The organism is Paenibacillus maysiensis (assembly GCF_000520815.1).
In the GTDB taxonomy this organism is placed as follows: Bacteria; Bacillota; Bacilli; order Paenibacillales; family Paenibacillaceae; genus Paenibacillus; species Paenibacillus maysiensis.
In genome coordinates, this window is sequence record NZ_ASRY01000341.1 from 21,214 (window position 1) to 34,572 (window position 13,359).

Consider the following 13,359-nt stretch of genomic DNA (forward strand, 5'->3'; position numbering starts at 1 on the left):
GTTTTAAAAAGGATAAATTCGTTTAAGATGTATCGGATAAGGTTACCCGAGTTTATACAGAAAGATGCAGTTATAGGCCTAAATAAACTGTCACTGTATTGGGTAAACCTATACAATAATATCGCTACTTAAGAATACAGACAACATTGTGGATTGTCCACCACATCCACCATTATGAAGGAGTTTGAATAAATTTGACGACATTTGCAGAATTTAATCTTGAACCGAAAGTACTTGAGGCGATTACAGAGCTTGGTTTTGAAGAAGCGACGCCGATTCAATCCCAATCCATCCCTCTTGCGTTGCAAGGAAGAGACATGATTGGCCAAGCCCAAACAGGTACGGGTAAAACCGCAGCTTTTGGTATTCCGTTGATCAGCAAAATCTCTAAAAACGACGACAAAATCAGAGCGCTGATTATGGCTCCAACACGTGAGCTTGCCATTCAGGTAGCTGAAGAAATCGAAAAACTGTCCCGCTTCAAAGGTCTTCGCACTCTACCAATCTATGGCGGTCAAGATATCGTGCGCCAGATTCGCGCTTTGAAAAAGAAACCTCAAATTATCATTGGTACACCAGGTCGCTTGCTCGACCATATTAACCGCAAAACCATCAAGCTGGAAGACGTAAACACCGTTGTTCTGGATGAAGCGGATGAAATGTTGGATATGGGCTTTATGGAAGATATCCAATCCATTCTGAAGCAGGTTCCGGACGAGCGTCAAACGATGCTTTTCTCGGCTACGATGCCTCCTAATATCAAAAGATTGGCTGAACAGTTCCTTAAAAACCCTGAGCATGTTTCAGTTATCCCTAAACAAGTTAGTGCTCCACTGATTGATCAGGCCTACATTGAAGTTCCTGAACGTCAAAAATTCGAAGCTTTGAGCCGTTTGATCGACATGGAATCCCCAGAACTCGCTATCGTATTTGGTCGCACCAAGCGCCGGGTAGACGAGCTGGCTGAAGCTCTGCAAAAACGTGGATATTCCGCAGACGGTCTGCATGGTGACTTGTCTCAGAACCAACGTGATGCCGTAATGCGCAAATTCCGCGACGGAAGCATTGACGTGCTCGTAGCAACTGATGTAGCTGCCCGTGGTTTGGACGTTTCCGGTGTAACTCACGTTGTGAACTTTGACCTTCCGCAAGATCCGGAAAGCTATGTTCACCGTATTGGACGTACTGGACGTGCAGGTAAAGAAGGGGAAGCATGGTCTTTCGTAACGCCTCGTGAAATTGATCATCTGCATTTCATTGAACGTGTAACTCGTCACCGTATTGCGCGTAAGCCGCTTCCAACCTTGGCTGAAGCTTTGGAAGGCAAACAACGTATCATCGCAGAACGTCTCCTGGAGGCTGTAGAAAGCGGTGAGCTGAATGAATACAAAGGCTTGGCTATTCAAATGCTGGAGCAGTATGACTCCGTACAACTTCTCTCCGCAGCTCTGAAGCTGATGACTGGCGAGAAGAGAGAAGCGTCTATTGAGCTGACTCCGGAAGATCCAATTCGTGCAAAACGTCGTAAACCGGATGTTCGTTCCGGCGGACGCAAGCCGTCTAACTACAGTGGACGCAGCAACGGTGGTTATAACTCCAACCGTACTGGTGGCAGTGGTAGTGGCAGCAAAGGCGGATATGGTGGCTACAACCGTGGCAGCAAAGAAGGCGGTAGCTACAACCGTGATTCCGCGAGCCGCAATAGTGGAGATCGCAGACCACGTCCAAGCAGTAGCGGAGAAACTCGTCGTCCTGCAAGACGCGAAGATTCCTCTTCTGAATAAGAATTGAAATAATAGCAAAGCCGAAGTGAATGCTCGCTTCGGCTTTTTGCTATGAGATCAAAAAGTGCAAATTTCTTAGCAACCTGCTTCGACGGTTGAAGTATTGATTTCACTGGCGCATTAGGGATGAAATACGGTATGATATAGTCAACAGCCGGAATTTACAGGCACAGCAACATGAGCCGTGGAACTGCCAGGGCTTGCGGAGGGAGAGACTAACGTTGGAGTTTAAAGGAGCTATGGGTGGTATTTATCGCCTGACTGAATGGATTACCCGACTGGCGGCTACCAATTTGTTATGGGTGTTATGCTCGTCGCCTTTTATGTTCTGTCTTATACTCAAACTACTTGTGATGAATCAGAACTTGGCTAATGAATCTTTACAAATGAATTGGGCGCTGGCTGTTTTGGCACCGCTTACTTTGTTTCCGGCTACATCGGCCATGTTTTCCGTCGTCCGCAAATGGGTAATGGGCGATACGGATGCAGGTGTGCTTCGTACCTTCTTTAAAGGATACAAGGAAAACTATAAGCAGAGCCTGATCGGGGGCATCTTCTACACGCTGCTATTTGTCATTATGTATGTGGATTATACCGTGTATATGACGCAGCTCAGCAATTTGCAAATTGTAGGCATAATCATGCTTATTCTTATCATTATTTTGCTCGTATCCATGTTTAACTTTTTCTCGATGGTTGCTCATTATCATATGTCCATCGGATTACTGATCAAAAATGCGGTTTTGCTGACGCTCATTCGACCGTTTCGTGTATTTTCTACCATGCTCGGCAGCGCGATTGTTATCTTTATTGGAGTCAAATACCCTGTGCTGTTCTTGTTCTTCATTGGTAGTGTGGTGGCCTGGTTCGCTTTCTTTAATTTTTATGGAACGTTCCTCAAAATGCAGGATCAGATGGAAAAGATGAAGCAAAAAGACGAAGAGGCAGCTAGCACGGAAGACAAGAAAGGTGATAACCTTCAAAAATAAAACAGATTTATCCTAGCATTTACTTTCCGAGTGAGAAGCGCTATAATAAGGTCACATCCTGCGATGCACGTTACGGTCATTTGTTGTTTTGAACCAATGACAATGTCTAGGGAGATCAATACGGGTGGACAGCTGAAAAGCCCTGTCAATTCTGACAAGGGGACTTCAAAAGTTTGTCCTGCGATCACCCACCTGCTAAAGCAGGTTCAGAAGACGCTATGGTCGGACGGCATCGGCGGGTACTCTATAACGTAATCAACACACCCTGATACTGCTCCGTGCAGAAACAGGGTGTTTTTTGTATGTAATAATGCTAAAATAAGAAATAAGGTACTAAGGTCGCATACCACAGGTATGATCGGGTTCACTTTGTCGTTTTAACATTTTTATAAAGCGCTTGCAGCAAAGGGAAATCGATGTGCTGTATTCAGCAACGATTATCGTGAAGGAGGAAATGTCTTGTCGTTGAAGAGGACTCTGGTGGGGATTGTGCGCAGCCAAGAAGGTACAAGCGACCGGGTCAAAGACCCCCAAATGAAGACACGCTATTATAGCTTATCGAGAGACAAGGCTTGGGAAGAGGTATCGTCCGTTTTAAAAAAGATTCCTGGATACAAGGTGCTGCATGAGGTGCCATCCGTAGGTGAGATTACGCTTGAGAAGCGAACGGCATTCGGCAGAACTGTCGACATTACCGTTTCTATATTGTCCGTCTCGCCAGTTCGGAGTGCTGTGGATATTTATTCCGCTTCGCGTGGATCGCTGGGGGACATGGGTGCAAATTATCGCATTATTTTGCAGTTGTTTGCCGTGATTGACAAGAAACTGTCTGCTCATAAGGTCGTACAGTGATTGCAGACGTGTGAGCAGCAAAGTGGCAGACCAACGTCAAAAAAGCGAGGAAGGAACCCTTCACTCGCTTTTTTAATTCAAATCAGCCTTAACGTAAGCAGGATGAATTAGACGAGCTTCTTCACCGCTGCAATCGCTTGATCATAGTCAGGATGCTCGGACATTTCGCTCAAATATTCTACATAAACGATTTTATCGTTTTGATCAATCACGAAAATAGCGCGATGATCCAAATGGAATTCCTTAATGAACACGCCGTAGGCTTCGCCGAAGGAATGGTCCTTGTAATCGGACAGTGTCAATACACGGTCAATACCCGCAGCGCCGCACCAACGAGCTTGGGCGAATGGCAGATCCACGCTGACAGTCAGTATTACGACTTGATCTCCGAGAGAATCCGCTTCTTGATTAAAACGACGGGTCTGTGCGTCACACACGCCTGTATCAAGAGAAGGAACAACGCTGATAAGCTTGACTTTACCTGCAAAATCTTGAAGCGTAGCAGCTTCCAACAGATTTTTTTGCAATTTAAAATCAGGGGCCTGGTCTCCAACTTTCAGTTCAGGACCCACGAGAGTCAAAGGATTGCCTTTAAAAGTAGCAGCTTCTTTACGTTCTTGTGCCATATGTAATAGCCTCCTTGGTTTTTAGCATTGGTTATCGTTGCTGAAATCTATTATAATCTTTTATAAAAGACATTGTCCAATTTGAATAAGGTGGAGACACCCCATGAAGGAAGGATTGCCTTGATTTTTTTACGTTATGAGAACTGGAAAAGTTATTTGCGTTTTTACCCGGTTACCTGTTTGATTCTGCTTATCAATATCGTGATGTTTATTGTGCTGACCGTACATGGTGGATCGGAAAATAGTTTGACACTAATCCGGTATGGGGCCTTGATCAATGAGGAGCCGTTTACCGACCAGTTATGGCGGTATTTGTCAGCTATTTTTTTACACGCGGGTTTTGATCATCTTTTCTTCAATTCCTTTGCAATTCTCGTATTTGCTCCACCGCTGGAACGTCTGCTCGGGTCCTTTCGCTACGTGCTGCTGTACCTCGCTACAGGCATTGTGGGGAATGTATTGTCCATTGCGCATTACAACATGGTAGCGGAAACCACGGTCTCTGTAGGGGCGTCAGGAGCGATATACGGTATCTACGGCGCCTTTCTGTACGTTGCTCTGTTTCAGCGGACGCTGATGGATGAAGCTTCACGCAAAACACTGTACACGCTGCTCGGGTTTGGTATCCTGTTTTCGTTCGCTGTGGCGAACATTAACTGGACCGCCCATTTTGGAGGGCTGCTCAGCGGGTTTTTCTTGTATGGATTAATGATCAGATTGACTGGCCAACGTAAACGTCACTAAAGACAGCTTTACCGTAAGTCGGCAGGGCAAGAAAGAGGAAGGGGTTCGTCCAACCTCTTCTTCCGGATGTTGAAAAATAGATTGGAGCGAATAACGGAGTGGAATTACGACAGTTGCAATACTTCATGAAGGTAGCGCAAAAGGAACATGTCACACAGGCAGCCGAGGAGCTGCATGTGGCGCAGTCTGCGGTCAGTCGGCAAATTCATCAGCTTGAAGAGGAGCTGGGGGTTAACCTTTTTATGCAAAAGGGCCGCAACTTGCAGCTTACACCGGTGGGGCAGTTATTTTGCAAACGGGTTGAAACGATTATAAAGGATTTGGAGCGGGCTGTTCTGGAGGTTCATGAGTTTTTAGACCCCGAGGGTGGAGAAATTCGTATCGGCTTCCCGCACAGTTTGGGCATTCATCTTATTCCTACGGTTGTGGCTGAATTTCGTAAACGGTATCCGAATGTTAAATTCAGATTTAAACAGGGGATGTACCCAAGTTTGATTCGTGATGTGTTGGCGGGTGAGGTGGATTTGGCTTTCGTATCCCCTTTTCCGGATCGTCATGATCATGTGGAGGGAGATGTGGTGCTGACCGAGGAGCTGTTTGCGGTTCTTCCCCCTAATCATCCTTTGGCTTCAGCCGGGCACATCACGCTGGATCAGCTTAAGGGAGAAAAGTTCATCTTGTTCAGAGACGGTTACTCCCTGCGTCCGATTGTCTGGCAGGCTTGTCTGGAGGCCGGATTTACGCCTGACATCGCTTTTGAAGGCGAGGAGACGGATACGATTCGCGGATTAGTTGCCGCAGGCATGGGGGTCAGTCTTTTGCCGGAAATGGCGTTGTTCCAGACCAACCCGCTCCAGCCCGCGAGAGTGTCCATTGTTGATCCCGAGGTGACGCGAACCATTGGCTTAATTCACCGTAGAGATGACAAGCTTCCGTTGGTTGCCAAGTCGTTTCGCACTTTCTTGTTGCAATATTTTGGTCTTCAAGGTAGCGGCACTGTGACGGATGGAAGTGCTAAAGTGGATTAATGGACAGGAGAGTATAGGGAATTGGATAAAATATAAAAAGGTTGTTCCTCTACCATCATCATGGCGAAGGAACAACCTTTTTTGCTACAAAAGCGATTAGTCACGGCTGTTGAAGATACCGATCAGGCGAATCAGCTCCAGCAAGGAAACGAGAGCGGCGGCCACATATGTTAATGCAGCGGCATTCAATACTTTAGCTACACCTCGTTCTTCATCACTGCGGATAAATCCTTCAGACACCATAATTTCACGGGCACGGTTGGAAGCATTAAATTCGACCGGTAATGTAATTAATTGAAAAGCAACAGTAGCCGAGAAAAAGATAATGCCTAAGCCAATCAGGTTTGTGTAGCTGAACAGGAACCCGGCAATCAACAGAAACGGTGCAATGCCGGATGCGAAGTTGACAATCGGGAAAATCCGGTGACGCAGCGCTAACATAGGATAATGCTCTTTATGCTGAATCGCATGACCGACCTCGTGACAAGCCACAGCAACTGCGGAAATAGATTTTTCATAATATACAGGCTCGGACAAGCGTACTACGCGTTGCATCGGATCATAGTGGTCAGATAACGCGCCAGGTACAGGTTCAATGGGCACATCGTGCAAACCATTGCGATCCAGCATATGCCGGGCGGCATCGTAGCCTGTCAACCCGTTTTCGTTGGGAACATCAGACCATTTGTTAAAAGTACCTTTCACACGAAATTGCGCCCATAAGGATAAACCGAACGCAAGAATAATCAATATATACATCCCCATCATAAAGCAACCCTCCATTATTATTTCATCAAAACAGCCCGGGGATCTACATCATAGAGCTGTGCTCCAGCAAATACTTCAGAGCTTCGATACAAGCGGCGCTTTGCGGTAGTAGACCCGTAAGCAGCTTGCGTGCTTGAACGGGCTTGAGCTGCCCCAGAAGAGGCTGTAGCTCATTGACTTCGCGCTCCAGGCGCTGCATGTGCATCTCCAGACTTGTTAGCTTGTCGGTAACGTGCTCTTCGCCTGAAACCGAATTCCACTTAGTTAATGTCTGTTTAATTTCCTCAAGGCTATACTTCTCTTGTTTCATTTGGTTAATACGTTCAAGCCTTTTTAAAGTTTCATCATTATATAGCCGATAATTTTTCAAAGACCGTTCTTCGGGTGCGATCAAACCGAGCTTCGTATAATAATCAATGGTCCGTTCGCTGACACCAGCCGTCTTGGCTAGCTCGCCAATTCGATATAGCTTCATATCCCCATCTGTCCTCACCTCGCGCTCTTCATTCAGCCTTCAATATTATGCATCTGCAAACAGAGTGCTTATAAAAATATTTTACATGATTCCCAACCGTACAGTCAAACGTCATGCTTTTCTAGCCCGTGAAACAAGCTACTTTTATAGTTATTAAACGTAACATGAAAAGTCAGATATCACTTTTTTTTCGAACAATAAAAAATATCTTGTCAAGTTTCATGTATTCTGATTATAATGACAATAAGAATTTCACGAAATGTAAAGAAACTTAACATTCGAGGGAGTGGGCTTCATGAGAAAAAAGTGGTTTGTTGCATTACTGGCCATGCTGACGGTACTGGCTTTTCCGGTAGGTGCGTTCGCTGCTGACGGTCCGACAAATATTCAGCTTCAGGCGGGATTAAACACGGCGTTTACCTTCTTGGCATTTATTCTTGTGTTTTTCATGCAGGCGGGATTTGCATTGCTGGAGGCTGGCTCCACACGAATGAAGAATGCGGGGCATGTCGCTGGTAAAACGATTCTCACCACAGGCGTTGCAGCATTATCCTTCTGGGCTCTCGGGTTCGGGCTAGGCTTCGGTAACGATGACGGTAACGGATTTATGGGGCTGACGGGTTTCTTCATGAGCGGCACGGATGCTGCTGTATCGTTTGACTCCCTTTCAAGTCTGGATGTTCCGATTACAATCATGTTTTTGTTCCACTTTGCTTTTGCTGCGGTTTCTCTTTCTATCGCATGCGGGGGAATGGCAGAGCGTGCAAAATTAAGTGTATACATCATTTTCGGTATTTTGTTCTCCATCGTAATCTATCCGGTTGTAGCTCACTGGGTATGGGGCGGCGGCTGGCTTGGCAAGCTGGGCATGCAGGATTATGCCGGCTCGACGGTAGTCCATCTGACAGGAGCTACGGCGGCACTCGTCGCTACATTGCTGCTGAAACCGAGATTGGGCAAGTTCAACAAGGACGGCAAACCGAATATTATCCCTGGACATAATCAGGTATACTCCATTCTGGGGGTTATTATTCTCTGGTTCGGCTGGTTTGGATTTAACCCGGGTAGTGCTGTATCGGCTATGAATGACGGCTTCTTCGGGTATGTGGCGGTAACCACGAATCTTGCGGCGGCGGCAGGTGGAGTGTTTGCCCTGCTGGTATCTTGGATGGTCTATGGAAAAGCGGATATTCCGTCTATGCTGAACGGTGTACTGGCGGCTTTGGTAGCAATAACAGGGGCGTGCGCATTTGTAGCTCCTTGGGCGGCTCTGGTCATCGGTGCGGTAGCAGGGATTATTACCTTCTTCACAGCACAATGGTTTGAGCGTGCAAAAGTAGATGATCCGGTATATGCATTTTCCGTCCATGGTATTGCAGGGATGTGGGGTGCGATATCCACAGGATTGTTTGCTACTCCTGAACTGGTGAAAATAACAGGTGTTGGTCAAGCGGGGCTGTTTTATGGTGGCGGATTTACGCAATTGGGAGTACAGTTGCTTGGACTGGTAGGGACATTTGCTTTCGTATTCGTCATTTCCTTCATTATTCTGGGTGCGATGAAAGCCATTATGGGAATTCGTGTTACGGAAGAAGAAGAAACGATGGGGCTGGATATCAGCGAGCATGGTACGTACGGCTATCCTGAGCAAATGAAGCTGGTTGCCGAGGCTGAGAAGCGTTCTGGGACTGTTAGCTAATATGTAAAATATAAAGAGCCAGTATGGATGAGCGGAGGAGATGGAAGTATGGAACTGCAAAATACGGCACCTTGGGTGAGTTCTGCCGAAGCGATTGATCATGCTGATACGCCTGAATCGCTAAGGCAGGCCAGGGTCGATTCTCAAAAATGGCTGCTGGCTTCCCAAGCCTCCGCTCCGTTATCAGACTGGTTACAAACGGCGAATGATATGCATGACCGCATTGCAGCCAGAGCTGTGCAAATGTGCGAAAAAGGGATGGTTGAGGATGGCTTTGGCCTTCCTCCCGTCCCTTACGCATTTATAGCCTTCGGCAGCATGGGACGCTCGGAGTCGACGCTATGGAGTGACCAAGATAACGGTATGATTATTAGTGACACTGCATCTGTCGGGAAAGAATCATATTTTATGGAGTTCGGCCAAAGGATATCTGCAATGCTGGAGTATTTGGGATATCCGAAATGTGAAGGGAAAGTGATGTGTTCAGAGCCGCTATGGCGCCAAACGTTGTCTGAGTGGCAGGAGCAGCTGGCAAAATGGTCGGATGATTTTGCATGGGAGCCGATTCGTTATCTGATTATCTCTTCTGATATGAGACATATCGCTGGAGACGAGCAATTGTCAGCAGAATGGAAGCGGAGCTTTTATGCGTTGCTGCGCAAGCATCCCGATTTGCCGTCTGCGGTACTTAGAAACACGGTAAGGCATAAAGCGACACTTAATATTTTGGGTCAGATCGTTACCGAGCGCTTCGGGGAGCACGCAGGCGATTTTGATGTAAAATACGGTTTGTACATCCCGTTGGTAAATGCAGTACGGTTTTGGGCTTTGCAGCACGGGGTGGAGGAGACCTCTACGTTGAAAAGGCTCAGGCGGCTCGCGCTGCTGGAAGCAGCACCGTCACCTTTGCTGGATGCTTGCGAGCGGGCCTTTCGGATTGCGCTGCAGCTTCGGATGGCTACTCCGGTGCAGGAGAAGAACGGGCTCTTGGTTAGCAAAGGCTACCTTGCTGTCAAACCGTTAAAGCAAGGTAAGGGCTGGCATGAGCTGCGCGAGGCGCTTTCGACGGTGCGGCGGCTTCATCGTGCACTGCAAAGACAGTTGCGGTTTACGGAAGGGAGAAGGCCATGAAGGAACCAGCGCAGGGAGGCGGCTTTTGGAGCGCTCTTCGCAGAGGAGGGGTACCGTCAGCCATCGCTTCTGTGATGGGAGCTCCTACGGCTCAGCAGATGGCCTTTATCCGTTCCTTGACCCGGGAGCAACGGCGCTCTGAAGTATTACGGACCCCGTTGGAGCGTTTGGAGACGGTTGTTTTTGATTTGGAAACCACGGGATTTTCAGCGCAGCACGGAGATGAGATTTTATCGTTCGGTGCGATTCGGGTTGTCGGGGATACGATTATGGAAAAAGAGCAATTTTACACGCTTGTCAATCCACGTACGGCCATTCCTGAACACATTACGGAGCTTACCGGGATTACCCGGGAAATGACAGATGAGGCTTTGCCGCTTATGGATGGGCTGCATGACTTTATGTCCTTTGTAGGAGGACGGGTGCTTGTAGCGCATGCCAGCGCTCATGACAAGGCATTTTTGAATGCTGCGTTGTGGAAAACCTCTAAAGTGCAACTGACCCACCGTGTTTTGGATACGATGATGCTTGCCAAATGGCTGGAACCGCAGCAGCACCAAACGTACAGTTTGGATGAGCTGCTGACCTATCAGGGCATACCGATTCAGGGGCGGCATCATGCGTTAGAGGATGCGAAAATGACGGCAAAGCTGTGGGTGGCGTACGTTCAGGAAATGCTGAAGCGTAATGTGACCAATTTGGCAGATGTGTATGCTCATTTAAGTCATGCCTGATTCAGTACAGGGCACAAGCTACAAATATAGGACAACATTACAGCAAGTCTGCGATCATTCGTGGATTGCTGTTTTTTTGTGCACCTGTACAGATTGGAAGGGTTAAAGGTGGGAGCAGGATGGGCACCATATGGAGAAGGTGAGAGCCAGATGAAAGGCCGGGTGATTGGACTGTGAAAAAAATTGTTTTTATTAAATTCCTGATGGTAATGCTGGTTGTAGGAGTAGCTTCATCGGGAGGAGCAACAAACATGACTTATGCGGCAAGCGCACCGGCTAAAAATGTGCAAATTCAGGAGGAATATGAGGGTGAGGGAAGACTTGAAACTGGCAAAGGGATAGATACAGGGTTAGATGCTATAGAAGTGATGCAAAAGATACAGCCTGGTCAACCGCTTCCTTCCATGATTTTAAAAGGTTTGGACGGCAAATCCTACAATATAGGAGCCAAGCATAATAAAGCACTGGTGATCAGCTTCTGGGCCTCGTGGTGCGATCCGTGCCGTTTGGAGGCACCTGTACTGAATGGGCTATATAGCAAGTACAAGCATGATGTGGACGTGTATGGGATTAATGTAACACGCTATGATCGGTTGGAGGATGTGCAAAAGTTTTCCCGCTCGCTAAACCTTCAATTTCCGGTTTTGCTGGATGAGCAAGGAGCGCTGTTTGAAAGATTTGGGGGTGCTGCATTTCCGACGAATGTCATGGTTGACCGTCATGGACAGGTACGTGAAATCATAATCGGCATGCTCGGCGAACGTGAGCTGGAACGAAAAATAGAATTGCTGCAAAAAAAGACGGTGTCTTTAGGGGCCGAATAGACCGCAAAAGACACCGCTTATTAAATAAAAAGCATTCATCAAAGAGCAACCATCCAATCAGTGATTTACCAGTCCTTGGGGCGATAGCTCGTTCTGCTGATTTTTTGGAGACGGAGCTTCCAGCAACGCATAACGGAAGCTGTCCACCAGTGCTTCCCAGCTGGCTTCAATTACATTTTCGGATACGCCCACGTTACTCCATACGTCCTCGTAATTTTTGGACTCAATGAGCACACGTACCTTGGCAGCGGTGGCATCCTTTTCATCGAGTACACGTACTTTATAGTCGGCCAGATGCATATCGCGCAGTGCCGGGAAATATTGAGAAAGAGCTTTACGCAGTGCGTTATCGAGCGCGTTGACCGGACCGTTGCCTTCAGCGGCAGTATAAACGCTTGTGCCTGCAACATTCAGCTTCAAGAACGCTTCGGATACAACTGGGCGACCCGCTGTTTTCTCCACCAGCACCTTAAAGGACTCAAATGTGAACATTTCCTTCACTTCACCGCCTGCTTCACGAATGAGAAGCTCCAGCGAAGCATCGGCTCCTTCAAACTGGTAGCCCTGATGCTCCAGCTCCTTGATGCGGCTAATGACCCCACGTGCCTCATTGCTGGACGGATCAAGGGTTATGCCCAACTCCTGCGCCTTAGACACAACATTGCTTTGCCCGGCAAGTTCAGAGACCAGCACCCGTTGCTTGTTGCCTACCAGTTCGGGAGCGATGTGCTCATAGGTTCGCGAGTCGCGCAGAATAGCTGACACGTGGATACCGCCCTTGTGGGCAAAGGCAGCATTGCCGACATAAGGCTGGTTCACTGGCAAATTCACGTTGGCAACTTCGCTGACAAAGCGGGCCGTGTTGTGAAGCTGCTTTAGCTTGTCGGAGTCCAAACACTCGTAGCCGAGCTTGAGCTGCAAATTTGGAATGACGGAGCATAAATTAGCGTTACCACAGCGCTCGCCGTATCCATTAATCGTACCTTGGATTTGTCTCGCGCCTGCTTGCACTGCACTCAATGTATTGGCTACAGCCAATTCACAGTCATTGTGTGTGTGAATGCCCAGCTTTGACCTTGTGAGCTGGCTCTGCAGTGTGGTGACAATTTCCTGTATCTCATGCGGCATGGTGCCGCCATTGGTATCGCACATGACGAGCCAGTCTGCGCCTGCTTCCTCCGCTTTTTTCATGACGGCGAGTGCATATTCGGGGTTATTTTTATATCCGTCAAAAAAATGCTCGGCATCAAAAATAACCTCCATGCCCCCTTGCTTTAAAAAGGCGATGGAGTCGTAAATCATGGACAGATTTTCTTCGAGTGTCGTCTGTAAGGCTGTGTGTACATGAAAATCCCATGATTTGCCGACGAGAGTAGCCGCTTGGGCGCCGGATTCCAGAATCCGTTGCAGGTTGGCATCCTGTGCCGCTATGCTATCTTTACGGCGTGTGCTGCCAAAGGCAACAATCTTGGCCTTTAGTCCCAGTTCTTGAACCCGTTTGAAAAATTCGATATCCTTGCTGTTGCTCCCAGGAATCCCGCCTTCAATATAATGAACACCGAGATCATCGAGTTTTTTGGCGATTTTCAATTTGTCGTCAGCAGACAAGCTAATTCCTTCTCCTTGAGTTCCGTCGCGCAGTGTTGTATCGAAGATAGAGATAGCGGTGGACATGAGGACTCCTCCTTCGCGGATTGCATAGATT

The 13,359-nt window shown here is 47.6% G+C and carries 13 protein-coding genes and 1 other RNA gene; 10 read left to right on the plus strand and 4 right to left on the minus strand.

The features are described from left to right. Window positions 1–194: 194 nt before the first annotated feature. From cshA to L696_RS0127230, 4 genes are all read left to right on the plus strand, one after another. On the plus strand, window positions 195–1,784 hold the full coding sequence (cshA, locus tag L696_RS0127220; RefSeq protein WP_025686458.1) for a degradosome RNA helicase CshA: 1,590 nt from the start codon (window positions 195–197) through the stop codon (window positions 1,782–1,784). Between the two features lie 221 nt (window positions 1,785–2,005). Then, entirely contained in the window at window positions 2,006–2,773 is a 768-nt protein-coding gene (locus L696_RS0127225; RefSeq protein ID WP_025686459.1) for a YesL family protein, read from the plus strand. A 52-nt stretch (window positions 2,774–2,825) separates the two neighbouring features. Next, window positions 2,826–3,019, plus strand: a non-coding RNA gene (gene ssrS, locus L696_RS30045) — 6S RNA. A 213-nt stretch (window positions 3,020–3,232) separates the two neighbouring features. Beyond that, entirely contained in the window at window positions 3,233–3,625 is a 393-nt protein-coding gene (locus L696_RS0127230; protein ID WP_025686460.1) for a DUF1499 domain-containing protein, read from the plus strand. A gap of 107 nt (window positions 3,626–3,732) precedes the next feature. Here the strand turns inward: L696_RS0127230 and tpx are convergent, their stop codons facing one another. Beyond that, a complete protein-coding gene (tpx, locus tag L696_RS0127235; protein ID WP_025686461.1) occupies window positions 3,733–4,251 on the minus strand; it encodes a thiol peroxidase in 519 nt (172 codons plus the stop codon). Between the two features lie 120 nt (window positions 4,252–4,371). On the opposite strand from tpx, the gene L696_RS0127240 reads away from it, so the two are divergent. Together L696_RS0127240 and gltC are read left to right on the plus strand one after the other, a co-directional pair. Continuing rightward, a complete protein-coding gene (locus L696_RS0127240) occupies window positions 4,372–4,995 on the plus strand; it encodes a rhomboid family intramembrane serine protease (protein WP_025686462.1) in 624 nt (207 codons plus the stop codon). Between the two features lie 98 nt (window positions 4,996–5,093). After that, window positions 5,094–6,023 carry a glutamate biosynthesis transcriptional regulator GltC gene (gltC, locus tag L696_RS0127245; protein ID WP_025686463.1) on the plus strand — a complete coding sequence of 310 codons (930 nt, stop codon included), beginning with the start codon at window positions 5,094–5,096 and terminating at the stop codon, window positions 6,021–6,023. 96 nt (window positions 6,024–6,119) lie between these two features. Here the strand turns inward: gltC and L696_RS0127250 are convergent, their stop codons facing one another. Further along, window positions 6,120–6,791, minus strand: coding sequence for a zinc metallopeptidase (locus tag L696_RS0127250; protein ID WP_025686464.1), 672 nt, complete (start codon window positions 6,789–6,791; stop codon window positions 6,120–6,122). Window positions 6,792–6,834: 43 nt separating this feature from the next. Next, a complete protein-coding gene (locus L696_RS0127255) occupies window positions 6,835–7,266 on the minus strand; it encodes a MerR family transcriptional regulator (RefSeq protein WP_049827539.1) in 432 nt (143 codons plus the stop codon). A 295-nt stretch (window positions 7,267–7,561) separates the two neighbouring features. On the opposite strand from L696_RS0127255, the gene L696_RS0127260 reads away from it, so the two are divergent. The 4 genes from L696_RS0127260 to L696_RS0127275 all read left to right on the plus strand — a co-directional run bounded on the left by L696_RS0127260 (window position 7,562) and on the right by L696_RS0127275 (window position 11,654). Continuing rightward, the gene (locus L696_RS0127260; RefSeq protein ID WP_025686466.1) at window positions 7,562–8,965 is read left to right on the plus strand and encodes an ammonium transporter; all 1,404 of its coding nucleotides are present in this window, start codon (window positions 7,562–7,564) and stop codon (window positions 8,963–8,965) included. Window positions 8,966–9,013: 48 nt separating this feature from the next. Then, the gene (locus L696_RS0127265) at window positions 9,014–10,096 is read left to right on the plus strand and encodes a DUF294 nucleotidyltransferase-like domain-containing protein (protein WP_025686467.1); all 1,083 of its coding nucleotides are present in this window, start codon (window positions 9,014–9,016) and stop codon (window positions 10,094–10,096) included. Then, window positions 10,093–10,830 (plus strand): exonuclease domain-containing protein, encoded by a 738-nt coding sequence (locus tag L696_RS0127270; RefSeq protein WP_025686468.1) that lies wholly within the window; start codon window positions 10,093–10,095, stop codon window positions 10,828–10,830. The genes L696_RS0127265 and L696_RS0127270 overlap by 4 nt, the downstream gene beginning before the upstream one ends. Window positions 10,831–11,003: 173 nt before the next feature. Continuing rightward, window positions 11,004–11,654, plus strand: a complete 651-nt coding sequence (locus L696_RS0127275) for a TlpA family protein disulfide reductase (protein ID WP_025686469.1) — start codon at window positions 11,004–11,006, stop codon at window positions 11,652–11,654. 57 nt (window positions 11,655–11,711) lie between these two features. On the opposite strand, the gene cimA is transcribed toward L696_RS0127275, so the two are convergent. Continuing rightward, complete coding sequence (cimA, locus tag L696_RS0127280) at window positions 11,712–13,328, minus strand: citramalate synthase (RefSeq protein ID WP_025686470.1); 1,617 nt, start codon at window positions 13,326–13,328, stop codon at window positions 11,712–11,714. Window positions 13,329–13,359: the final 31 nt, after the last annotated feature.

Excerpts from the sequence above, each read along its gene's own strand:
- tpx (WP_025686461.1), bottom strand. The coding sequence starts at position 4,251 with ATGGCACAAGAACGTAAAGAAGCTGCTACTTTTAAAGGCAATCCTTTG.
- L696_RS0127250 (WP_025686464.1), bottom strand. The coding sequence starts at position 6,791 with ATGATGGGGATGTATATATTGATTATTCTTGCGTTCGGTTTATCCTTA.
- L696_RS0127255 (WP_049827539.1), bottom strand. The coding sequence starts at position 7,266 with ATGAAGCTATATCGAATTGGCGAGCTAGCCAAGACGGCTGGTGTCAGC.
- L696_RS0127260 (WP_025686466.1), top strand. The coding sequence starts at position 7,562 with ATGAGAAAAAAGTGGTTTGTTGCATTACTGGCCATGCTGACGGTACTG.
- L696_RS0127265 (WP_025686467.1), top strand. The coding sequence starts at position 9,014 with ATGGAACTGCAAAATACGGCACCTTGGGTGAGTTCTGCCGAAGCGATT.
- L696_RS0127270 (WP_025686468.1), top strand. The coding sequence starts at position 10,093 with ATGAAGGAACCAGCGCAGGGAGGCGGCTTTTGGAGCGCTCTTCGCAGA.
- cimA (WP_025686470.1), bottom strand. The coding sequence starts at position 13,328 with ATGTCCACCGCTATCTCTATCTTCGATACAACACTGCGCGACGGAACT.